The sequence below is a fragment of the Lacrimispora algidixylanolytica genome, assembly GCF_003609635.1.
In the GTDB taxonomy this organism is placed as follows: domain Bacteria; phylum Bacillota; class Clostridia; order Lachnospirales; family Lachnospiraceae; genus Lacrimispora; species Lacrimispora algidixylanolytica.
Window position 1 is genome coordinate 105,950 of sequence record NZ_MCIA01000033.1, and the last position, 22,086, is coordinate 128,035.

Below are 22,086 nucleotides of genomic sequence, written 5' to 3' on the forward strand. Positions count from 1 at the left end.
GCGGGTATGGACTCAGATTGGAGGAAGACATGAACCGTGAGCATACAAGAGTGATTGGAATTGGTGATCGGGTTATCGGAGGTGGTAACCCGGTTCTTATTCAATCCATGTGCAACACAAAGACCCATGATATAGAAGCAACGGTTTCTCAAATCAATGCACTTGCAAAAGCAGGCTGTGATATCATCCGGGTCGCTGTTCCAGATATGGAGTCAGCAAATGCTTTAAAGGAAATAAAGAAACAAATTACAATTCCACTAGTGGCAGATATTCATTTCGATTACCGGCTTGCTATCGCTTCTATAGAAGCAGGAGCCGATAAGATTCGAATCAACCCAGGTAATATAGGTTCCGTTGACCGGGTTCGTGCTGTTGTTGAAAAAGCCAAGGAATATAACGTACCCATTCGGGTAGGAGTAAACAGTGGCTCTCTGGAGAAAAACTTGATTGAGAAATATGGTGGTGTGACTGCTCAGGGAATCGTAGATAGTGCCCTAGACAAAGTGCGCATGATTGAAGAATTGGGTTATGACAATCTTGTAATCAGCATTAAGTCTTCCGATGTTCTTATGTGCATCAAGGCGCATGAATTAATATCAAAGCAAACCGACTATCCTCTTCACGTAGGTATTACGGAATCTGGTACTCTGGTATCAGGAACCATTAAGTCTTCCGTAGGTCTGGGTATTATTCTTTATGAAGGAATTGGCGATACCATTCGCGTTTCATTGACAGGCGATCCGTTAGAAGAAATTAAGGCTGCAAGATTGATATTAAAGAGTCTTGGTTTAAGAAGAGGCGGAGTAGAAGTGGTTTCCTGCCCTACCTGCGGAAGAACCCGGATAGACCTTATTACATTGGCGAATCAGGTAGAGGAAATGGTATCCAAATTCGACCATCTTGATGTTAAGGTGGCAGTTATGGGCTGTGTCGTTAATGGACCAGGAGAAGCCAGAGAAGCGGATATTGGTATAGCTGGAGGCGTTGGCGAAGGACTTCTTATTAAAAAAGGAGAAATTATCCGTAAGGTTCCTGAGGATCAGTTACTAATGGCACTTCAGGAAGAACTTATGAAAATGTAATAGGTGATAGGATGATGAAAAAATTTTTGGATGTATTTCCAAATTTACATATCACAGACGAACTACGAGAGCTTTTAAAGCTGGTGGAAGTGGAAAAAATCACTTCCACCAGAGATAGAAGCTCTATTCGTGTTTATCTGATTAGTCAAAGATTAATCCACAAGCAGAATATCTATGGTTTGGAAAAAGGAATTAAAGAACAGCTTTTTCCTTCTAAGCAGCTTAGTGTGAAAGTGATTGAACGTTTTAATCTGTCGGAACAGTATACGCCTCAGAAGCTTTTAAAAGCATATAAGGATAGCTTGTTAATGGAGCTGAAGAATTACAGTATCATCGAGTATAATATGTTTCGTAAAGCGATATTTAAGTTTCCGGAGCAGGATTTGCTTAAGCTTACCGTGGAAGACACCATTGTTACCAGGGAAAAGGCAGGAGAACTAAAACGGATTTTAGAGAAGATATTTATCGAACGCTGCGGCTTACCTTTAGAGGTACAGTATGATTATGTGGCTCCTCGGGTCAATGAACTTGCTAAGCAAAAAGAACTGCAGATGCAACGGGAAGTTGAGGAGATTGTAAGACGTACTGCGTTTGGATCAAAACTTATGGAAGAAAATATGGGAGAGGCTTCTTCTTTAAGTGCAGATAACATAAGCCCCGAATCTGTGGCAAGCGATACTTCACAGGAAGTACCGTTTGTTCAGGACGGCCAGACGAATGCACTTCGTATGGGCGGAAAAAAGGAGCCTGGAAAAGCTTCTGGGTCTGATTTTGGTAAAAAAGAGAATGGAAAGAAGGAATGGAAAGACTATAAAAAGAGTGGAAATCCTTATGTAAAACGTTCCGATAATCCAGATGTACTTTATGGCCGAGATTTTGATGGAGACACAATTGAGATTGATAAGATAGAGGGCGAAATCGGTGAAATAAATATTCGTGGAAAGATTCTGACAGTGGATAGCAGAGAATTAAGAAGCGGTAAAACTATTATGATCTTTGATGTGAGTGATTTCACCGATACGCTTACCGTAAAAATATTTGCAAAAGAAGAGCAGGTAGATGACCTGAAGGCTGCGGTAGTAAAGGGAAGCTTTATTAAGATTAAAGGCGTTACTACCATTGATAAATTTGATGGTGAGCTTACACTGGGTTCTGTAGTGGGAATCAAGAAATCAGAAGATTTTACCGGCAAAAGAACGGATAACAGCTTGCAAAAGAGAGTAGAGCTACACTGCCATACTAAGATGAGTGATATGGATGGGGTATCCGAGGTAAAAGATATTGTTAAGCGTGCTAAGAAGTGGGGGATGCCTGCCATTGCTATCACAGATCACGGATGTGTACAATCATTTCCCGACGCCAATCATGCATTGGACAAGGGAGATACCTTTAAAATTATTTATGGAGTGGAAGGGTATTTAGTAGATGATCTAAAGCAGTTGGTGGATAATTCACGTGGACAGAAGCTTTCCGATACCTATGTTGTTTTTGACATTGAGACTACGGGATTTAGTTCTTCCAAAAATCGCATTATTGAAATTGGTGCGGTAAAGATACAAGATGGTACCGTAATAGATCGATATAGCACCTTTGTAAATCCTGAGGTACCCATTCCCTTTGAAATTGAAAAGTTGACTGGCATCAATGATAACATGGTACTGCCTCATCCAAAGATAGATGAAATACTTCCTCAATTTCTGGACTTTTGTTCAGATGCGGTTTTAGTCGCACATAATGCCTCTTTTGACATCAGTTTTATTGCCTATAATGCAACACGTTTGGGAATTCCATTTACTCCTACGGTGATTGATACAGTGGCTCTGGCAAGACTTCTTTTGCCAAGTTTAAACCGTTATAAACTTGATACGGTTGCGAAAGCACTTAAAATTTCGTTGGAAAATCATCACCGAGCGGTGGATGATGCAGGATGTACCGCACTTATATTTGCGAAGTTTGTTCAAATGTTAAAAGACCGTGGAGTGGAAAGCCTGGATGAACTGAACCAGTTAAGCACGATGTCAGCTAGCATGATCAAAAAATTACCGACTCATCACGTTATTATATTGGCTGCCAATGATGTAGGCAGGGTAAACTTATACCGTCTAATTTCCAGATCTCATATTGACTTTTATGCCAGGAGACCGCGAATTCCTAAAAGTGTATTAAATGAAAATAGGGAAGGTTTAATCATTGGTTCTGCCTGTGAAGCGGGCGAGGTATATCAGGCACTGTTAAGAGGTTCTTCCGATGCAGATGTTACAAAACTTGTGAATTATTATGATTATCTGGAAATTCAGCCTCTTGGTAACAATGGGTTTATGCTTCGAGATGAAAAAAGTGTGGTAAAAACAGAGCAAGATCTCATTGATATTAATAAAAAGATAGTATCCTTAGGAGAACAGTTTGGAAAGCCGGTCTGTGCAACTTGTGATGTGCATTTTCTGGACCCAGAAGATGAGGTCTACCGAAGAATTATCATGGCAGGCCAAGGTTTTAAGGATTCGGATGAACAAGCGCCCCTTTATTTACGAACAACAGAAGAGATGCTTAAGGAATTTGAGTATCTTGGCCCCAACAAAGCAGAAGAAGTGGTGATTAAGAACACCAGGAAAATTGCTGACATGTGCGAAAAGATATCTCCGGTGCGCCCTGATAAATGCGCTCCTGTCATTGAAAATTCTGATGAGGATTTAAGAAACATCTGTTATGACAAGGCTCATGCAATCTATGGGGATAATCTGCCTACAATCGTTACAGAGCGCCTGGAGAGAGAGTTGAATTCCATTATTACCAATGGATTTGCGGTTATGTACATTATCGCTCAGAAGCTGGTTTGGAAATCCAATGAAGATGGATATCTGGTAGGGTCGAGGGGTTCTGTAGGTTCTTCCTTCGTGGCTTATATGTCAGGTATTACCGAGGTTAATTCATTAAGTCCTCATTACTATTGTACGGAATGTCATTATTATGATTTTGATTCAGATGAAGTAAAACAGTTTTCTGGTATGGCAGGTTGCGATATGCCAGATAAAACTTGTCCGGTTTGCGGTCATCCACTGGAAAAAGATGGATTTGATATCCCCTTTGAAACATTCCTGGGATTTAAAGGAGATAAGGAACCGGATATCGATCTTAATTTCTCCGGTGAATATCAAAGCAAAGCACATGATTATACGGAAGTCATCTTTGGAAAAGGGCAGACTTTCCGAGCGGGCACCATTGGTACGTTGGCGGATAAGACGGCTTTTGGATATGTTAAGAATTACTACGAAGAGCATGGAGTAAGAAAGAGAAACTGTGAGATTAACCGCATCGTTCAAGGGTGCGTGGGAGTAAGAAGGACCACAGGGCAACATCCAGGCGGTATTATTGTTCTGCCTCATGGTGAGGAAATTTATTCCTTCACTCCGGTGCAACGCCCAGCCAATGATATGACTACCATGACGGTGACCACCCATTTTGATTATCACTCCATTGACCATAATCTTTTGAAACTTGATATTCTGGGACACGACGATCCTACTATGATACGAATGCTTCAGGATCTCATTGGATTTGATCCAGTAAAAGACATCCCGCTAGATAGTCCTGAGGTTATGTCCCTGTTTCAGGATACTTCAGCACTTTTTATTTTGCCAGAAGATATCGGAGGATGTAAGCTGGGGGCTTTGGGTGTACCTGAATTTGGTACGGATTTTGCTATGCAGATGTTAATTGATACAAAACCTAAGTATTTTTCCGATTTGGTGCGTATCGCAGGTCTTGCCCACGGAACCGATGTTTGGCTTGGTAATGCCCAAGCTTTGATTCAAGAAGGAAAGGCAACCATTCAGACAGCCATCTGTACTCGAGATGATATCATGGTTTATCTGATTTCAATGGGGATGGAGGAAGGTCTCTCTTTTTCTATCATGGAAAGTGTTCGTAAGGGAAAAGGACTGATGCCAGATTGGGAAACAGAAATGATTGCACATGGGGTGCCTGACTGGTACATATGGTCTTGTAAAAAAATTAAATATATGTTCCCCAAAGCCCATGCGGCGGCCTATGTTATGATGGCTTGGCGTATAGCTTATTGTAAGGTGTTTTATCCTTTGGCTTATTATGCCTCTTTTTTCAGTATTCGCGCAAGCGGCTTTAGCTATGAGCTCATGTGTCAGGGAAGGGAAAAGCTGGAGCATTACCTAGCTGATTACCGTAAGAGAATGGATACGCTATCAAAAAAAGAACTGGATACCTTACGTGATATGCGTATCGTACAGGAGATGTATGCTAGGGGTTATGAGTTTATGCCGATTGATATCTATCGGGCAAAGGCAAGACATTTTCAGATCTTTGATGGAAAACTGATGCCGTCCTTAAGCAGTATAGACGGATTGGGGGAAAAGGCTGCAGATGCCGTGGTGGATGCGGTCAAAGATGGTAAATTCCTTTCCAGGGAAGACTTTAGGAATCGTTCGAAGGTCAGCAAGACAGTTTGTGATCTGATGGGAGAAATGAGTCTTTTAGGAGAACTTCCTGAATCCAATCAGTTGTCATTGTTTGATCTGGGTTAAATATATTTTTCCATTATTTGATATTATTTAAAATATTTTGCAAATATGGTTGACATACGTTAGGATTTATATTATACTACCTAACGTAATCGAGGCGTGGCTCAGTTTGGTAGAGCGCTGCGTTCGGGACGCAGAGGTCGCAAGTTCGAATCTTGTCGCCTCGATTCTGCACCTTTTATTTGTAAGGGCCTATTGGTCAAGCGGTTAAGACACCGCCCTCTCACGGCGGAATCCCGAGTTCGATTCTCGGATAGGTCATCATTAACCTTCAGGATAAAACCTGGAGGTTTTTTGTGTTAGCAAATGGAAGGTCTGAAGGGACTGGAAAAAAGCAGGCGTAGAATTTAGCCTGCTTTTTTTATTGTATGGCAGTCTTTTAATAAACCACCTGCTATGCAGGTGTGACCACAGTAGCTTTAGCTTCAAGTAAAAAACCTTAGTGAGAATACCACCAAATATCAGTGTATCAAGTTTTATGGGATATTTAAAAGGGAAGAGTACGCTTATGATATTTGAAAGGAATGCAAATTTGAAATACAAATATGGAAGCAGACATTTTTGGTGTCGTGAATATTATGTAGATACAGTGGGAAAGAATGCAAAGAAGATACAAGAATATATTCAGAATCAATTAAAAGAAGATTTAGAATATGATCAAATGACGTTAAAAGAATACATAGACCCGTTCACGGGTGAGCCGGTAAAACAAAGCAAATAAAATGAGCCCTGTTGGGCTCAGTAGATAAATGTTTGTGCGGCTGTGGATTTTTTTCGAAGAGCCTTTAGGCTCCAACGTCGGTAATAACCCCTTATAGGGGTAGAGCAAACCACCCGTTCAACGGGTGGTTATGATTGGAAGTAACTGAGGTATGTTCCCAGCTGTTCATTCTAAATAATAAATTGTTTATTTAAACAAAATGGAATTTTTTGTTGTTAAATTAAGATAATATATGGTAATATGAAAAAAAGTTTTGTTTTCTGTTTTATATTTTTGTTTTTACAAAACATTTTTAAGTTTTTAGGAGGATACATGGATAGAATTACTCTTAACGAGATTAAGGATAAATTAGATTTTTTTCATAAAATGTTTGATGCTGTTCGTTTGATAGATCCGCTGCATAAAAAAGTAATAGAATGCCAAGATTCTGATATTTTGATTACAAAAGAAGTGTGCTATCACTATTGGGGAGATAAAAAAATATGTGATAATTGCATTTCTATGCGGTCTTATCAGGAGGACAAAAGCTTGGTAAAGATGGAAAAAAGCCAGAATGCTGTTTTTCTTGTGACCGCGATCCCCATTACTACGAATGAATCTCCTGCTGTTTTAGAGCTACTTAAAAATGTGACAGATACCATGTTTGTGGGAAGCGGAGAGTACAATAAAAGTGAGATGCTTAGCAGGTATGTGGAGGAGATTAGCAATGCCATCATAAAAGATCCTCTTACGTTACTATTTAATCGAAGGTTTGTGGAGGAGCGGCTTCCAGCGGACATTGTGGAGTCCACACTGGCTAACAGACCTCTATCCCTTTGCTTTCTTGATCTTGATAATTTTAAGGCTATCAATGATACTTATGGCCATGGGGCGGGGGACAAGGCGATCAAAACCGTGAGCGAAATTATTATCAGTAACATTGATTGTGACAAATCCTGGGCAGCCAGATACGGAGGAGATGAGTTTCTTGTCTGCTTAAATGGTACAAGGGAAGAAGATGCACAATTGATTATGAAAAAAATACAGAGGGATGTGGGCAACCTTCCAATTTATTCAGAAAAAGATAGTATTAAGTTGTCTCTTACTTATGGGATTAAGACAATGGAAGATATCCCGCTTACGGCAGCAGAACTTATAAGAGAAGCAGACAAGGTTATGTACCTAGCAAAACAATTTAAATATCATTATGGCCAAAACTGAAGGAAAGGTTTATAAGACGTAAATAATTTTCCAGAATTGGAAATAGAAGTTGCAGTTTTATTTATTTCTTAATATAATTAAAATATGAAAACATTACGTACTTTAAAAGAGGTTTTTTTATCTTCAATTCCGCTTGTTTTTATTATTATAATTGTTTGTGTCTTTGTGGCGCCAATGGAACGATCATCCGACTATGTAAAATTGGTAATTGGTTATTTGAGCGTCGTATTTGGGCAGGCATTTTTTTTAATTGGACTTGATTCCAGTATTCTACCCATTGGAAAGCTGGTTGGTAGTTCCCTGATTAAATTTAATAAAAGTTTATTTATTATCTTGTTCGGAATCCTTTTTGGTATTTTGGCCACGGTTGCTGAACCCGCTCTGGCGGTACTTGCAAGACAAACTCATATGACCATGAATGAGGTCAATGAAACTGTCTTTGTATGGATACTAAGCACAGGTGTGGGTATCTTTGTTGGATTAGCCTTATACCGAGTCATTAAGGACATGAACATCAAGTTCATATTTGCAATTCTTTATGTGATGACATTTTTGATTATAATTTTTGTTCCTGATGAATTCATGGCACTTGCTTTTGATGGAAGCGGCGCGACCACAGGTGACATTTCAGTTCCATTTATTCTTGCACTTGGTATGGGTATTTCGGCAACCATGTCAAAGCGTAAGACAAACGATGATATGTTTGGTATCATAGGAATCGCTTCGGTAGGTCCCATTATTGCAGTATTTATCTATGGTATTATTTTAAAGATTAGTTATGGAGGGAATCTGCCTCCTGCCGGTATTTATGATCCAGGCGGAGCGGAAAGCTTTTTAAAGTTAATTCTTTCTAATGTAACTGGAGTTGCCTTAGCGTTGTTTCCAATTATCATTGTTTTTTTGCCATTTCAGTTCTTTGTGGTTAAGCTTCCAAAGAAACAGTTTATAAGAACCATACTTGGTGTTGTTCCGGTGTATCTTGGATTGCTCATTTTTCTCTCGGGGATTGATTATGGTTTTGCATTTGCAGGAAAATACATTGGTGAAGTGTTTTTAAGCGCAGGTCGTCCCCAATGGTTTAAGTGGTTGCTTCTTCCTCTAGGTTTTGTTCTGGGAGCAGCTATCACTTTATCGGAGCCAGCGGTTACGGTATTGGGAGAGCAGCTAGAAGAGATAACCAATGGTCATATTCAAAAGATGACCATACGGACGACTCTTGCCATTGGAATCGGTTTTGCTTCACTTTTCTCAATGCTTAAGATCTTAACCCAGATTAATATACTTTGGTTTCTGGTACCTCTTTATGCGATATCTCTGATTATGATGATAAAGAGTTCTCCTTTGTTCGTAGGCCTTGCATTTGATTCGGGGGGAGTGACAGGGGGAGCATTAACTTCTGCTTTTTTAACACCGCTGACTCTGGGAACCGCCCAGGCAGTAGCTCTTACAGCAGGGAGTGAGGCTCAATCTGTGCTTACCAATGGATTTGGAATCATCGCATTTATTTCAGTTACACCATTAATCGCTGTTCAGTCTCTTGGTTTACTTTATAACCGAAAGTTGAAGCAGGCTCAGGCGTTAAATGAGAAGTTTGAGCAGGAAAAATACGAGGAATTATCTTTTTATGCAGCACAGCTGGAGGAAGAGGATGCCAGTTCTATAGAACCCATACTTCAGGATACTGAATGTGAGATGGAACCGTTTATTGATTTAGAGGAGGGCGCCCATGGATAACATTGAATATTTATTTATTATTACCGGAAGAAAGCAAAAGGATGCCTTATTAAGCAGAATGTGTAGCATCGATAATCGAATCGTGAATACCATTTATGGAAAAGGAACCGTGAAATCCAATTATTTGCTAGACATGCTTGGTTTATTTCCGGAAGAGAATAAGGTTATACTAACTTCAGTATTACCAAAAGATAAAACAGAAGTTATTTTTGATATGTTGTTAAATGAATTTGATTTTGGAAACCCTAATACTGGAATCGCCTTTACGATGCCTATATCAGGAATGTCATTTTAATTTTTATGTAGGAGGAAGATAAATCAAATGGAAAGTTCCGACCAAATCAAAGCCCTTTTTATCGTGATAAATGCCGGTTACACAGATACAATCATGGACATTGTAAGGGCAGAAGGAGCAGGCGGTGCTACGGTAATAAATGCACGAGGTGAAGGTGTAAATCATGAATCCTTTATGGGGATAACCATAGACTCTGAAAAGGAAATAATACTGTCTCTCGTAGACGCAGCAACAGCGAAACGAATTATGTGCCAGATCAAGGAAAAGGCTGGCTGGAAATCCCCACTTCATGGGATTTGCTTTGTTATGCCTGTCAATAAAGCCATAGGCATCAATGCGCCCATTAAGGATTATGAGGAAGAAATAGAAACAAAAGCAGAAACAAAGTAAGAGATTCATAAATAGAAAAGCATCATCAAACTTTCATTATTGGTTTGATGATGCTTTTTGTAGTTTATCTGTAATGGATTTTTTATTTCCATTACTTGGTTGAGACGAACATGACATACTGTTGTCCTGATTGATCTAGTATAATGATTTTATCAAAAGAGCAAGATAAATATAAAATGAAAAATAATAGGAAAGGAGATATAAGACAATGAAACTAAAATTAGAAGGATTTGGTATATTCGTAAAAGATATGGGAGTTATGATTCGATTTTATAGAGACGTGCTGGGATTTGAGATAAAAGAGGAGGAGAATACTTCCAATGTATACCTTGAAAAGGATGGGACCCTGTTCTTATTATACGGGAGAACGGATTTTGAAACGATGACAAATAAAACCTTTCATTTTGCAGAAAATATAAATGGTCATTATGAAATTGCACTTGGAGTTGAGAATTATAATGAAGTTGACCTGGCTTTTGAAGAGGTTACGAAAAAGGGGGCTACTAAGGTAATGGAGCCTACTACAGAACCATGGGGGCAACGCACCTGTTACATTGCTGATCCTGAAGGTAATATAATTGAGATTGGATCGTTTCAACCATAGTTAAAAAAGCTATAAATACTTGACGGGTGAAATTCCCGTGCTATAATAACATGTATACACAAGTAAACAGGAGGTGAACCATGATTGAAAAAGATAGTGGATTTCCCTATTATTTACAGATATATCAAAAGCTTAGGGAAAAAATCCTTACGAAAGGATATCTTCCAGGTCAGCCGATTCCATCTGAGAATGAGCTGGTAAAAGAATTTGGAGTAACTAGGGCAACTGTAAGGAATGCGGTAAAAAAGCTTCAAAGCGAGGGACTTATTGCAACGGAAAAGGGAAAAGGTTCCTATGTAAATCAGCCAAAGATTGAGCAGAGCCTTTTTAAATTTTACAGCTTTGGAAGAGACCATGGAGAATTAAATAAAAATTCCGTACTATTGGGCATTCAAGTAGGAGAAGATGTTGAAGCTCAAAACGCTCTTTCCCTTTCTGATGACCAACTTATAAAGCATATTACCCGTATCCGCATGCTGGACGGGGTACCTGCAATTATAGAAAACTCCTACCTTCCATCGGACCTGGTACCTAATATAGAAAGTTATGATATGGAACAGCTTTCTATATATGATCTGTTGGAAAATACCTATGGATGTCAGATATTAAGAGCAAAGGAATTTCTTGATACTTGTGTGACGGATTATGATAGTTCAAAACTTCTGGAGGTATCAGAAGGAACGCCTGTGTTTTTGGTTAAGAGAATTACTTATGATCAAAAGGACAGGCCCATTGAGTTCCGTGTTTCTATCATAAGAAGCGATAAATTTACATTCTCAGTAGAATTACAATTAAGATAAAAGGTGGTTGAATGATGATTTCCATAACAGTTGAGATATTGCTTATTTCAGTTTTTGCTGGTTTTATAGGTTCCTTGCTAGGGCTTGGAGGGGGTATTATCATAACGCCCGCTCTTACGCTCTATCTGGGCATTGATATCAAGTATGCCATAGGTGCCAGTATTGTATCGGTAATCGCCACTTCCAGCGGTTCGGCCATTGCTTATTTAAAGGATAAGATAACAAATGTACGAGCAGGAATGTTCTTGGAAATTGCCACTACGACTGGAGCGTTGACTGGAGCATTTCTTGCAGGGGTGATAAGCACTAAATATCTTTATTTGACTTTTGGATTCCTATTGCTGTACTCAGCAGGAAATATGTTTAGAAAGAGAAATCAGGAGCTTCCTCAGGAATTTCCCGCCAATCCACTTGCTGAGAAGCTAAAGCTGAATGGAAGCTACTGTGACAGGGCTCTAGCACAACAAGTGGATTATCATGTGACAGGCATCTATAGTGGTTTTGGCATGATGTACATTGCTGGGGTGATTTCTGGACTTCTGGGTATCGGAAGCGGAATATTTAAAGTAATGGCAATGGATTCTTTTATGAAACTTCCCATGAAGGTATCAACAGCAACCAGTAACTTTATGATTGGTGTTACGGCTGCCGCAAGCGCCGGAATCTATTTAAGCAGAGGAAGTATTGATCCTAAGATCGCAGCGCCAGTAGCCCTTGGAGTCCTTTTTGGAGCGGGGGTGGGAACTAAGCTAATGCAAAGACTAAAAAGCACGACTCTTCGGTTAATTTTCATACCGGTCTTGCTGTATGTATCGATTGAGATGATTGTGAAAGGCGTGAGACTATGAGTAAGGATGCAGCAGATAAAAAAAACATTGAAGATGCAGAAATTATAATCAGTAAGACATTAAGGGCAGGAGTGGCCATAAGTGCCACTATTACATGCGTTGGTCTTGTCTTGTTTATTCTAACAGGAGACAGCGGATATCCAGGGGAAACCTTTCCTACCTCTGTTCGTGAGATAATTAAGGGCCTTGTTGTTTTTAAACCTTATGCTGTTATGTTAAGCGGATTGCTTATATTAATGTTGACTCCGGTGCTAAGAGTTGGGGTTTCCATTGTGACATTTATAAAGGAAAAGGATTACATGTATGCTTCCATTACCGTTACCGTATTTCTAATTCTTATTATCAGCTTTCTTCTCGGGAGAGGGTGATTGAATCCAGTAAGTACATAAGCCGGATCCACCATGAGTGGCATCCGGCTCATTATTATTACCTTTCCGTGTGGAAATACATTTGTTCTATGGCATGAATCTGAGTTACCAGCATGTGGTTACATGGGGTGGAAATCCCATACTCGTCTCCAAGACTAGCAACTACCCCATTAATCCGATCTATCTCTGTAATTCGTTTATTCTGGCGATCCTGATACATACTTGCATATCCTTCGGCATCATTTTCGCATACGCTCTGAACAATTTGGAGCGCAACCTTTGGATCAAAAATGGAGCCGTCTGCTTCTGCTACCTTTACGCATTCATGAACAATTTTTTGGCATAAGTCCCATAGAAATGGATTGTAATAAATTTCTCCGATCTGACATTGCATTAATGTACTTAAAGCATTAATTCCGCAATTGACCATAAGCTTTTGCCATAATACCTTTTGGATGTCTTCCATAATATTTATAGTTAATCCGCTTTGTTCTAAAGCAGAGGCCACCTTATTAACATCATTTAAGGATGAGTCACAAGGGAAATCAGGACCTATATTGGTAGGGCCGCAGCCGGAATGATAGAATTTACCAAGCCCCATGGATACACTGTTGTGACTGCTGGTTCCCACGATAACCCGCTCCTTTGGAACAAACTGTCCGATGTCTCGGTTATTGCCCGCGCCGTTTTGCAGCGTCATGACAATCGTGTCTGGTCCCAGCAGGCTCATATTTTCTTTCATGGCATCGTATGTATGGATTCCTTTTACAAAAACAATTACAAGTTCCTGGATGCCAATTGGAGCGCCGCTTAAAACTGCCTTTACAGAAAAGCGGATCTCAGACCGGTCTTTTTCAATTTTTATGATTCCGTCAGAATTTATTTTATCAACCTGCGGTTTATAGCTGTCTAATAATGTTAGATCATGGATAGGGGCGAGGTAGCTGGCATAGAGACTTCCCATGGCACCTGCCCCAAGAATTGCGATTTTCATTTAGTTCCTCCGGTTCTTGTTTAAAATACTAACCAATATTATCATGAATAATTATTGATATATAATACTAATTTTTCAATAGTATCATGAATAATTTTCATGTATAATATAAATGGAACAAATGGAAAACAGTAGGTGAATAAATGGATGTAAATAAATATATTTTATTTGTACGTGCCGTTGAAACTGGAAATTTATCAAAGGCGGCGGCTCAGTTAAGCTATTCCCAGACAGCAGCAAGTCATATGATTTCCTCTATGGAAGAGGAGCTGGGAATTAAGGTTTTATACAGAGGTAGGAGTGGAGTGTCCTTAACAGAAGAAGGAGAACGCATTTATTCTCTGGCAAAAGAGTTGGCAGAAAAGGAAGAGGCTATCCGGATTTTGGCAGGGGAAAAAAAGATTCATCATGGCAGAATCCGAATCGGAGTTATAACTAGCGTAGCGGTAAAGTGGATGCCGCAGATTATTATGGAATTTAGAAAACAATATCCTTATGTAGAGCTGTACTTAAATGATGCCATTAATTATGAGATTATGAAGGATTGGTTTTCTAAGGATGTTATCGACTGTGCATTTACGGCAGAATCCAATGGAAAAGATAACGAGATACCATTGGTAGAGGATCCTTACTATGTAATTATGTCTCCAGATCACCCACTGGGAACGTACGATACAATCACGCCTCAGTTGCTAAAAGGTGAGACTTTTGTAATACCCAGTGAGGGTACCAGTTATCAGGTTGGAAAGATTCTTAGACAAGCAAAAGGAAAGCTGATTGAGCACAATGGATTTTTAAGTGATCAGGCCGCCATTGCAATGGTATGCGGTGGATGTGGCATTAGCATCTTGCCAAAGCTGGTTCTTGATTCCTATGGCTCTGAGGGGTATATCAGAAGAATTTTAGATCCTAAAGTTCACCGTATCATATACTTTTGCATTTCTTCTAGAAAGATACTTCACCCCACCATCCGTGGCTTTTCCTCTTTTGCAAGAGAGTGGATAGGAAACCATGCTGAAAATGTGATAAGATAAGATTGTGTTGACATGTTTTACCAGAAGGCTTTAAAATGATTTTAATGAATAGAAATTTTGCAAATGATAACGAAGCCAGGTGTACCGGTGGATCTTGACAAGGAGAGATGATATGGAACTAAGAAAATGTACATTCGAAGATATGCAATTACTTGCCAGGCTAAATAAAGAGCTGTATGAAGATGAAAAAAATGATAACATACCTGGACTTGATATTTTGGAAGAGCGCTTAAGAACTTCAATGGAACAAGGGGCAAAAGCGTATCTAATCGTGTATGAAGGTGAAGTCACTGGTTATGCATTCGTAAAAACCCAAACCAAACCATACTATCTTTCACATTTTTTTATCTGTAAGAATATGAGAAGAAAACATCTTGGTACAATCGCATTCCAAGAGCTCATGAATGAATTGGATACGGAATCTATTGATTTGGACGTATTTTATTGGAATCAGCGTGGACAAGAATTCTGGAAGAGTCTTGGTTTTGAAGAAAGATGTATTATTATGAGAAAAAACAGGTAACACTTAAATTGGTGGATTGAAGTAAGGTCCATATTCTCTATGAATAATTTGATTTGGGATTAAGCATGATAAGATAAGATATCCTTTTGGTGATTACCAAGGGATGATGTACAAGAGTGTGGAAAGGAGTCCTGGCTATGAGCAATAAAAAATCAATGCTTAATGAATTTAAAGAATTTATTTTACGTGGTAACGTGATAGATCTTGCAGTTGGTGTTATTATTGGAGCTGCTTTTCAATCTATAGTGAGTTCTCTCGTTAAGGATATTATATCCCCTCTCATTGGGGTGATTACCGGAGGGGTGGATTTTAGCAATAAGTTCCTGCTTCTTTATACTCCGGTCAATGGAGCCGATGTATCAACTCTTGCAGCAGCAGGTGCACAGGGACCGGTGGTTGCATATGGTGCATTTATTACGGCGGTTATTAATTTCCTTATTATGGCAGTTGTGATTTTTATCATGGTTCGGTCCATCAATTCATTAAGAGGAAAGACGTTGCAGGTAATGACACCGAAGATGAAGGGGCAGTCTGGTTCGGCCACTGCATCAAATGCCTCGTCAGTCTCTCAGACTCAATCTAGCTCTTCGTCAGAAGAGAAGCAGCAGTGTCCTCACTGCTATGAAAAAATTAATGTCAATGCGACTCGCTGCCCATTTTGCACCAGCCAGTTAGATAAATCCAATGCAGGCACGAATCAAAATAAATAAGGAATACAGCAAAAAAAGATGATTTCTCTATATGAAAATCATCTTTTTTATTCGCCTATATGATATTTAAATGATTACATATCTCCAGAAAGACGAGCTATTACTTTTTGCACATCAATGATACCATATCCCCATATGTTATTTGGATAGCTATAAGCAGGATTTCGGCTTGCGGTTCTAATAAGCATTAGGCTGGCTTGTTCTCCCGTAACATAAGTATAGTTTCCTTTGCCCTGAGACCATTCCAAAATCATAGCAAGAGAGCCAGCCGCATAGGCAGCAGCAGCACCTGTGCCAGTAAGTGTCCCATAGGTCCCCCCAGGTAGAGCACAAGAGATCTGATAACCTGGAGCAGCTACGTCAGGCTTTACCAGACCGCTTCTCGTATAACCTCTGCCGGATTCATTTAATATATTTCCTGTGGTCTGATTATAAGCAGTTACGGTAAGAGTATGCCAGGTGTTTCCGGGAGCAGTTATGGTGGTGTCCGGGTTAGGGAGAAGAAAAAATGTATTGTTAGAAATCAAATCTCCTGAAGGTAGCCAGGAGTGAATAGAAAAAGGCTCGTTATCGGTGCTTTGGACGTGAATATACCAGATTCCTGGAAGTGGATCCTTAAAGCGTACCATTATAAGTTGACCACCAGTTCCTCGTTCAAAGGCCATATTATTAATCCAAACTACGCTTTCGCTGGATTGGAGCTTGAATTGTTCGCAGGCATTGAAGGAAGGATAGATAAGTGAGATAGTTTCCCTGTTAGGAGAAGTTACTTCCACAGCAAGCCGCCCAGGTAGATTCGGCCAGATTTCCATAGAAAACATTCGATCTTCAGATCCTACATTTAGTTGGAAGTCCTTTGTGTAAGGAGAAAAATTGCTAGTGCCGTGATAGTGCCGATTACTGTTTCCTTCATTTCCCGCGGATATAGCTACGCTGATATCAGGAATACGAATGATGCTCTCAAGATAAAGGCTTAAAATTCCATGTCCATCATGACTTCCCTGGCTACTGCCAAGGGCAATGCAGATGACTAGTGGGCGTTTTAGCCTTTGTGCAACGGAAACCAAATATCTTATGCCTAGCACAATGTCAGATTCTTGGTAACAAAGTTTGTCATCAGGAACGCAGAAAATCATTTTGAGATTTTGTTTGGCTTCCTTTAGCTTAACAACAATCAGTTCCGTATTGGGTACTAATCCAGTAAAAGACCGGTCCTCAGTAGGAGATCCGGATGCAATACTTGCTATGGCAGTTCCGTGTCCATTTCCATCTGTTGTAGGGACGATAGTCATGGGATCAGGAGAGTGAAGGGCACTATTAATTAGTACTTTTGTATATTCTGTACCAAAGCTGAAGTTTTCCGGATGGGTACCGACTTGCTGGGTCTGATCCCATATAGATATGATTCGTGTAGTTTTATCACGGTTCATAAATGCGGGATGCTGGTAGTCTATGCCAGTATCGACAATACCCACCAAAACTCCCTGACCATATAAGGGGGGGTTAGTAGTTTGTTGCGTATTGCACAATGTGTCAGGAACATTATTGATTATGGAAGTGGGAGTAAAAAGGGCAGGGAACAGATAATATGGATATAAACCCAGATCACAAGGCTGCTTGTCGCTTTTGGAGACGTGAAGCAGAGAAAAATCATTATTCAACCAGGTGATGTTATCACCACTGCTAAACCTTGGAATCATCGCATTACTGATTAGCAGATCGTAATAATTGTTATCTAGTATTTTTTCCATCGCTTCAGTCCTCCTGCTTCTATGTATAGGCATATAATATATTTTATGCGGTATGCATTCTGTTATGAGTATTGTTTTCGAGGGCAAGAGTGTAATTCTTGTATTCATAATAGAAGCAGGGCAGCATAAAATATATCATATGTGCCATAGTGGCAGATGGGAGGCCTGATTATGCAAAAAATAGTGGATGAAAACTATTATGATTTGATTATCAGCAATGTTATGATTCCATACTATGACACTGGAGACAATATTACTAATATGAATTTGAGGCATTCCTTGGCACATATTCCTGTTGAGTCTCAGAGTCCATGTAATTTAGGAACGTATCCTTACAATGCATTTCCTTCTTTGCTCACTTTAAGTTCTACCGTCAGTCTTGAGAAGTCAGGAATTGGAACTGTGCAAAGAAATCCATATCTAGCGTTGCTTGGCAGAGGTATCATCGTTGCAGTTATTGATACAGGAATTGATTATCGACATCAGGCATTTTTATATAATGATGGAACTACCAGACTCCTCTCGTTATGGGATCAGACCATACAGGAAGGTCCACCACCGGAAGGCTTTTCCTATGGCACAGAGTATACTAGAGAGCATATCAATGTAGCCCTTAGATCGGAAGACCCCTTATCTTTAGTTCCCTCCGTTGATACCAATGGCCATGGGACAGCAATAGCCAGTGTAATAGCAGGAAAACCAAACCAAGAGCAATCCTTTAGCGGAGTTGTGCCAGAAGCAGATTTGCTGGTTGTCAAATTAAAGACTGCAAAAAATAATCTTAAAAATATATTTTTTGTGTCGGAGGACAGAGAATGCTATCAGGAGTCTGATTTAATCATTGGCATTAATTATGTGATTTCAGTGGCGATTAGATTGAACCGCCCTGTGGCGATCTGTGTCGCAATGGGGACAAATCAATCAAGTCATGATGGAAGAGGCGCCACAAGCTATTATACAAACTATCTGGCTCAGCAGCCTCAGACAGGAATTACAATTACAACTGGCAATGAAGCAAATAAGCGTAGGCATTATTTTAAAAATACTACAGCCCAGCCGTATTCTGATGTATTTGAGTTAAGTGTTAGCGGCAATGACAAGCTGTTCGCCATTGAACTTTGGCCCTTTGCCCCCGCAAGATTGTCCATTCAAATCACTGCACCCAATCAAGAAACAACTGGAGTAGTACTTCCAGCATTAGGGGAATGCAGAGATTTTCTCCTTCAATCGAATAGTGGTGTATGGATCAATAATTATATTTTTGAAGAAGAAACCGGAGATCAGCTTATATTAATGCGATTTCAAAATCCTGTTCAAGGTGTCTGGACCATACGTGTGGAAAACCTGGATAATGAAGCCTTTTCATTTCATGCATGGCTCCCTTCTGGGAATATGATTTCAGAAGAGACCTTTTTTGTTAATTCAAACCCAGACACTACAATCACCTCTCCGGGAAATGCAACTTACCCCTTGACGGTAACGGCATACAATCAGTTTAATGACAGCATTTTACCAGAATCGGGAAGAGGATATACAAGGACCGGGTATATCAAACCAGATATAGCGGCTCCAGGTTATGAACTTACCTGCGCGGTCCCTGGAAACAGTTATGGATCCATAACTGGAAGTGGCTGTGCAGCAGCACAAGCAGCCGGAATTGTTGCAATGGTTTTTGAATGGGCAGTACCAAGGGGGAATTATACGAATATAACAGGAAATGATGTAAACCGTCTTATCATAAGAGGCGCTCAACGAAACAATGCATTTACGTATCCCAATAATATATGGGGGTACGGACAGATTGAAGTGAACAGTTTGTTTGAGAGGCTTACCAACATTTGAAGATGTAAAATAAGGACATACATAAACATTTAAGAAAAGTTTTTATTTCTTTGAATAATTTTTCAGAAATGGACAATAATAAAATTATACCAAAGATGAGTGAATACTTATCCTCCCCTTTTTAATGAGAGAAGTCAAAAACCTTCGTGTTTATGTGACTTCTCTCGTTTTTATTTGCGTCACTATTACTCAAAACTGTTGCCCAACTGTTGCCCCAGTTAAATTTAAAAAAATAACTTACTTCAATGATGTCGCTTCTTGATTTTTAGTTATATGTTTGATATATTTAAATTGTACCTATAATAGCACTATATAAATTATAGTAAGGAGGCAGTATATTATGCCAAGAGGAGTTCGTAGATCTCCAATCGAAAGATTACAAGATGAAATTAAAAACACACAAGATGCAATAGAACAATATAAATCCGCAATTAAAACACAAGAAGAAAAGTTAAAACAGTTACAAGATGAGATTAAGATTGAAGAGTTTAAGGAAGTGTCAAGCTTACTTGAAGAGAAAAACATGACTATCTTAGAATTAAAAGAATTACTTATCTCCAAAGACGTAGAATAATTAACAGACCAGAGTCTCACTTGAGATTACTGGTCTATTTTTTTGTGAGAACATATGTTTGCAGCTCGGTTTGGGATATGATATAATTAATATAACCAGTAGGAAGGGGCGAGATATCAAATGCATGAAATTACGGAGAAACAGCGACACGTCTATGATTGTATTAAGGAATCTATTAAAACGAATGGGTATCCACCTACAGTGCGCGAATTATCAAGCAGACTTGGAATTTCTAGTGGTGCATTTTTCCAGCAATGAATATTATTACATCTCGGTATGATGTACTGGTATTTAATTTGAAGTTTAAGCAGTCTCTAAGATGTTTGAAAATAATGTTGAAGTATACTAATTCTTTTTCAACATTTACATTTATATCGAATTTAAAATCACCCATTGTTGGAATACGAGTTAATGAAAAAGAACTAATTCTTTCAATATCAAACATATCACCCATTCTTAGATTGATCGTCTAATTTTTCATAGTCATCGTTTGTCATTAAATAAGCATTTGCAAGAGTTTTAGTATTATTAAGAACTGAATCTATTTCTGCTTGATAAGTCTGATGACTACTAACTATTAAAATGGTTAGTAGTTTTTATTAAACATAAATCAATCATCTTAACCAAGAAGGAGGAGAGTATATAGTGTGTCAAGCTAAGATAACAGGATCAATAACTATGAGTGTGGAAGATTTAAAATGCAGTTGCGGTTGTACTCAAATAATCATAGGTGCCTCACCTACTCAGTACCGAGGAGCGAGTTATGCGAAATCTTTGGACATATAAAATACAAGGACTGTGATAAAATTCTTGTAGAATTCGCTTCAAGATAAATACTGATGGTCAGCAGCGGTCAAATGTTGCTGGCTATTTTCTTGTAAATATAGAGAATAAGAGAGGAGAATGGTATAATGGAGTATAGAGATTTCCTTGATTTAACTGACGATGAGGTAAGCTTTATAGTAAATGAAATATTCAAGCCTATCAAGATTGAGAACATTAATAGAAGCAAGGCGTGGAGAGAAATTGCTTGTGAGATCACCACAACATGGGGAAATGGAACAGAAGAAGATCCATATGCAGATATTACAGATGAGCTGACTTTATGAGAGTATAGTATACAGGTGGATTTTTCTATAAAAAGAAACGATAAATTAAAATGGAAAAAGTATCTGATAGCAAAAGGGTGTCATTTCTTATTAAAAGACAATCCATATATTAAACAAAGCAATTAAAAATGGAATTTGAAGGGGAAAATGTGTTAATGAAATGTAATAAGCCGATAGAAGGATATACAGTTGGTAAAAAATATAACCTTTTGGGTTGTGTAGGTGAATACATAGTTCTTATTGCAGACAATGGAGAACAGTACACTGTACACGAAGGATATTTTGACATTGTAAGCAAATAAATCGAGCATTTTAAGGAGAATAATATTATGGGATTTTTAACAAATTTATTGATATCGTCAGGATTTGCCTCAGGGTTTTTAGAACCATCAAGTAAACCAAAGGATTTAGATGCTATGACAAGAGATAACTTGAGCGGAAAATTTACAAAAGCAGAAATGTTAAGACGTGTAAACATGGGATACTATGATAAAAAGTATTGATTCTAACTATTGTAAGCCATTGGATAATAAAAATCTGGTGGCTTTCGTATCGCTTAAATAGTATAATAGAGAGTAGATAAAGAGGTTTTTTGTGAGTATAAAATGATTATAATGTTGGCTTGGAGGGTATATGGAGAGTAGGTGGATAAGAATATCAGATCAAGAACCGAAAGATTTAAGTGGACATGGGTCTTATTATTTAGTAACTGTAAGATGCGATACTTGGGATCGAAATATAACTATGGTAATGAAGTGGTGTGAACAGATCATAGATGGAGAAATTAGAAAGAGATGGGAGTGGGAAGGCAAGACTAAGGCTGAAGATTTGGAGGTTACGTACTGGTCGAAATTTCCTTTACCAGCAGTTGATTGATAAAAGGATTGTTTTATTAATCTAGATTCGAAATATTCAATATCTATTAGTTTAATTAAAACCAGATTATTAAGAACT

General features: G+C 38.8%; 22 protein-coding genes, 2 tRNA genes and 1 pseudogene. 23 read left to right on the forward strand and 2 right to left on the reverse strand.

The window, feature by feature from the left end; genetic code table 11:
* Positions 1-29 precede the first annotated feature (29 nt).
* The 13 genes and pseudogenes from ispG (at position 30) to BET01_RS18700 (ending at position 12,595) form a co-directional block, all read left to right on the forward strand.
* Complete coding sequence (gene ispG / locus BET01_RS18640; RefSeq protein WP_120198383.1) at positions 30-1,082, forward strand: flavodoxin-dependent (E)-4-hydroxy-3-methylbut-2-enyl-diphosphate synthase; 1,053 nt, start codon at positions 30-32, stop codon at positions 1,080-1,082.
* 11 nt (positions 1,083-1,093) lie between these two features.
* Positions 1,094-5,638 carry a PolC-type DNA polymerase III gene (locus BET01_RS18645; protein ID WP_120198384.1) on the forward strand — a complete coding sequence of 1,515 codons (4,545 nt, stop codon included), beginning with the start codon at positions 1,094-1,096 and terminating at the stop codon, positions 5,636-5,638.
* Between the two features lie 90 nt (positions 5,639-5,728).
* Positions 5,729-5,802: transfer RNA gene (locus tag BET01_RS18650), tRNA-Pro, on the forward strand.
* A gap of 22 nt (positions 5,803-5,824) precedes the next feature.
* Positions 5,825-5,896 (forward strand) — tRNA-Glu (locus BET01_RS18655).
* 178 nt (positions 5,897-6,074) lie between these two features.
* Positions 6,075-6,356 (forward strand): annotated as a pseudogene (tnpA, locus tag BET01_RS18660) (IS200/IS605 family transposase); the annotation flags it as partial.
* Positions 6,357-6,668: 312 nt separating this feature from the next.
* A complete protein-coding gene (locus tag BET01_RS18665; protein ID WP_120198385.1) occupies positions 6,669-7,556 on the forward strand; it encodes a GGDEF domain-containing protein in 888 nt (295 codons plus the stop codon).
* An 84-nt stretch (positions 7,557-7,640) separates the two neighbouring features.
* The gene (locus BET01_RS18670; RefSeq protein WP_120198386.1) at positions 7,641-9,290 is read left to right on the forward strand and encodes a DUF1538 domain-containing protein; all 1,650 of its coding nucleotides are present in this window, start codon (positions 7,641-7,643) and stop codon (positions 9,288-9,290) included.
* The gene (locus BET01_RS18675) at positions 9,283-9,585 is read left to right on the forward strand and encodes a hypothetical protein (protein WP_120198387.1); all 303 of its coding nucleotides are present in this window, start codon (positions 9,283-9,285) and stop codon (positions 9,583-9,585) included. Before BET01_RS18670 ends, BET01_RS18675 begins: the two co-directional genes overlap by 8 nt.
* Positions 9,586-9,612: 27 nt before the next feature.
* A complete protein-coding gene (locus BET01_RS18680) occupies positions 9,613-9,975 on the forward strand; it encodes a P-II family nitrogen regulator (RefSeq protein WP_207667657.1) in 363 nt (120 codons plus the stop codon).
* A 208-nt stretch (positions 9,976-10,183) separates the two neighbouring features.
* The gene (locus BET01_RS18685) at positions 10,184-10,579 is read left to right on the forward strand and encodes a VOC family protein (protein WP_120198388.1); all 396 of its coding nucleotides are present in this window, start codon (positions 10,184-10,186) and stop codon (positions 10,577-10,579) included.
* A gap of 80 nt (positions 10,580-10,659) precedes the next feature.
* Positions 10,660-11,379, forward strand: a complete 720-nt coding sequence (locus BET01_RS18690; RefSeq protein WP_120198389.1) for a GntR family transcriptional regulator — start codon at positions 10,660-10,662, stop codon at positions 11,377-11,379.
* Positions 11,380-11,390: 11 nt separating this feature from the next.
* On the forward strand, positions 11,391-12,227 hold the full coding sequence (locus BET01_RS18695; protein ID WP_207667658.1) for a sulfite exporter TauE/SafE family protein: 837 nt from the start codon (positions 11,391-11,393) through the stop codon (positions 12,225-12,227).
* Positions 12,224-12,595 carry a DUF1634 domain-containing protein gene (locus BET01_RS18700; protein WP_120198391.1) on the forward strand — a complete coding sequence of 124 codons (372 nt, stop codon included), beginning with the start codon at positions 12,224-12,226 and terminating at the stop codon, positions 12,593-12,595. Before BET01_RS18695 ends, BET01_RS18700 begins: the two co-directional genes overlap by 4 nt.
* A 58-nt stretch (positions 12,596-12,653) precedes the next feature.
* Here BET01_RS18700 and BET01_RS18705 read toward each other — a convergent pair whose 3' ends face one another.
* The gene (locus BET01_RS18705) at positions 12,654-13,589 is read right to left on the reverse strand and encodes a ketopantoate reductase family protein (RefSeq protein ID WP_120198392.1); all 936 of its coding nucleotides are present in this window, start codon (positions 13,587-13,589) and stop codon (positions 12,654-12,656) included.
* A 143-nt stretch (positions 13,590-13,732) separates the two neighbouring features.
* On the opposite strand from BET01_RS18705, the gene BET01_RS18710 reads away from it, so the two are divergent.
* The 3 genes from BET01_RS18710 (at position 13,733) to mscL (ending at position 15,856) form a co-directional block, all read left to right on the forward strand.
* Complete coding sequence (locus BET01_RS18710) at positions 13,733-14,623, forward strand: LysR family transcriptional regulator (protein ID WP_120198393.1); 891 nt, start codon at positions 13,733-13,735, stop codon at positions 14,621-14,623.
* A 112-nt stretch (positions 14,624-14,735) separates the two neighbouring features.
* A complete protein-coding gene (locus BET01_RS18715; RefSeq protein WP_120198394.1) occupies positions 14,736-15,146 on the forward strand; it encodes a GNAT family N-acetyltransferase in 411 nt (136 codons plus the stop codon).
* Between the two features lie 137 nt (positions 15,147-15,283).
* Positions 15,284-15,856, forward strand: a complete 573-nt coding sequence (gene mscL, locus BET01_RS18720; RefSeq protein ID WP_120198395.1) for a large conductance mechanosensitive channel protein MscL — start codon at positions 15,284-15,286, stop codon at positions 15,854-15,856.
* Positions 15,857-15,930: 74 nt separating this feature from the next.
* Here the strand turns inward: mscL and BET01_RS18725 are convergent, their stop codons facing one another.
* Positions 15,931-17,607, reverse strand: coding sequence for a S8 family peptidase (locus tag BET01_RS18725; protein WP_120198396.1), 1,677 nt, complete (start codon positions 17,605-17,607; stop codon positions 15,931-15,933).
* 171 nt (positions 17,608-17,778) lie between these two features.
* Here BET01_RS18725 and BET01_RS18730 point away from each other — a divergent pair, with 171 nt between their 5' ends.
* From BET01_RS18730 to BET01_RS18750, 7 genes are all read left to right on the forward strand, one after another.
* On the forward strand, positions 17,779-19,449 hold the full coding sequence (locus BET01_RS18730) for a S8 family peptidase (RefSeq protein ID WP_120198397.1): 1,671 nt from the start codon (positions 17,779-17,781) through the stop codon (positions 19,447-19,449).
* A 340-nt stretch (positions 19,450-19,789) separates the two neighbouring features.
* Positions 19,790-20,023, forward strand: coding sequence for a hypothetical protein (locus BET01_RS18735; protein WP_120198398.1), 234 nt, complete (start codon positions 19,790-19,792; stop codon positions 20,021-20,023).
* A 120-nt stretch (positions 20,024-20,143) separates the two neighbouring features.
* Positions 20,144-20,281, forward strand: coding sequence for a LexA family protein (locus BET01_RS22580; RefSeq protein ID WP_120198399.1), 138 nt, complete (start codon positions 20,144-20,146; stop codon positions 20,279-20,281).
* Positions 20,282-20,934: 653 nt separating this feature from the next.
* On the forward strand, positions 20,935-21,132 hold the full coding sequence (locus tag BET01_RS18745; protein WP_120198400.1) for a hypothetical protein: 198 nt from the start codon (positions 20,935-20,937) through the stop codon (positions 21,130-21,132).
* Between the two features lie 128 nt (positions 21,133-21,260).
* Positions 21,261-21,434, forward strand: coding sequence for a hypothetical protein (locus BET01_RS21650; RefSeq protein ID WP_158585100.1), 174 nt, complete (start codon positions 21,261-21,263; stop codon positions 21,432-21,434).
* A gap of 27 nt (positions 21,435-21,461) precedes the next feature.
* Complete coding sequence (locus tag BET01_RS21655) at positions 21,462-21,635, forward strand: hypothetical protein (protein ID WP_158585101.1); 174 nt, start codon at positions 21,462-21,464, stop codon at positions 21,633-21,635.
* Positions 21,636-21,765: 130 nt separating this feature from the next.
* Positions 21,766-22,008, forward strand: coding sequence for a hypothetical protein (locus BET01_RS18750; protein ID WP_120198401.1), 243 nt, complete (start codon positions 21,766-21,768; stop codon positions 22,006-22,008).
* Positions 22,009-22,086 lie beyond the last annotated feature (78 nt).

Bases quoted from the DNA above. Each gene is read 5' to 3' on its own strand.
- ispG (WP_120198383.1), top strand. From the start codon at position 30: ATGAACCGTGAGCATACAAGAGTGATTGGAATTGGTGATCGGGTTATC.
- BET01_RS18745 (WP_120198400.1), top strand. From the start codon at position 20,935: ATGGAGTATAGAGATTTCCTTGATTTAACTGACGATGAGGTAAGCTTT.
- BET01_RS18695 (WP_207667658.1), top strand. From the start codon at position 11,391: ATGATGATTTCCATAACAGTTGAGATATTGCTTATTTCAGTTTTTGCT.
- BET01_RS18665 (WP_120198385.1), top strand. From the start codon at position 6,669: ATGGATAGAATTACTCTTAACGAGATTAAGGATAAATTAGATTTTTTT.
- BET01_RS21655 (WP_158585101.1), top strand. From the start codon at position 21,462: ATGGGATTTTTAACAAATTTATTGATATCGTCAGGATTTGCCTCAGGG.
- BET01_RS18735 (WP_120198398.1), top strand. From the start codon at position 19,790: ATGCCAAGAGGAGTTCGTAGATCTCCAATCGAAAGATTACAAGATGAA.
- BET01_RS18675 (WP_120198387.1), top strand. From the start codon at position 9,283: ATGGATAACATTGAATATTTATTTATTATTACCGGAAGAAAGCAAAAG.
- BET01_RS22580 (WP_120198399.1), top strand. From the start codon at position 20,144: ATGCATGAAATTACGGAGAAACAGCGACACGTCTATGATTGTATTAAG.
- BET01_RS18725 (WP_120198396.1), bottom strand. From the start codon at position 17,607: ATGGAAAAAATACTAGATAACAATTATTACGATCTGCTAATCAGTAAT.
- BET01_RS18700 (WP_120198391.1), top strand. From the start codon at position 12,224: ATGAGTAAGGATGCAGCAGATAAAAAAAACATTGAAGATGCAGAAATT.
- BET01_RS21650 (WP_158585100.1), top strand. From the start codon at position 21,261: ATGGAATTTGAAGGGGAAAATGTGTTAATGAAATGTAATAAGCCGATA.
- BET01_RS18705 (WP_120198392.1), bottom strand. From the start codon at position 13,589: ATGAAAATCGCAATTCTTGGGGCAGGTGCCATGGGAAGTCTCTATGCC.
- BET01_RS18710 (WP_120198393.1), top strand. From the start codon at position 13,733: ATGGATGTAAATAAATATATTTTATTTGTACGTGCCGTTGAAACTGGA.
- BET01_RS18690 (WP_120198389.1), top strand. From the start codon at position 10,660: ATGATTGAAAAAGATAGTGGATTTCCCTATTATTTACAGATATATCAA.
- BET01_RS18715 (WP_120198394.1), top strand. From the start codon at position 14,736: ATGGAACTAAGAAAATGTACATTCGAAGATATGCAATTACTTGCCAGG.
- BET01_RS18645 (WP_120198384.1), top strand. From the start codon at position 1,094: ATGATGAAAAAATTTTTGGATGTATTTCCAAATTTACATATCACAGAC.
- mscL (WP_120198395.1), top strand. From the start codon at position 15,284: ATGAGCAATAAAAAATCAATGCTTAATGAATTTAAAGAATTTATTTTA.
- BET01_RS18685 (WP_120198388.1), top strand. From the start codon at position 10,184: ATGAAACTAAAATTAGAAGGATTTGGTATATTCGTAAAAGATATGGGA.
- BET01_RS18730 (WP_120198397.1), top strand. From the start codon at position 17,779: ATGCAAAAAATAGTGGATGAAAACTATTATGATTTGATTATCAGCAAT.
- BET01_RS18680 (WP_207667657.1), top strand. From the start codon at position 9,613: ATGGAAAGTTCCGACCAAATCAAAGCCCTTTTTATCGTGATAAATGCC.
- BET01_RS18670 (WP_120198386.1), top strand. From the start codon at position 7,641: ATGAAAACATTACGTACTTTAAAAGAGGTTTTTTTATCTTCAATTCCG.
- BET01_RS18750 (WP_120198401.1), top strand. From the start codon at position 21,766: ATGGAGAGTAGGTGGATAAGAATATCAGATCAAGAACCGAAAGATTTA.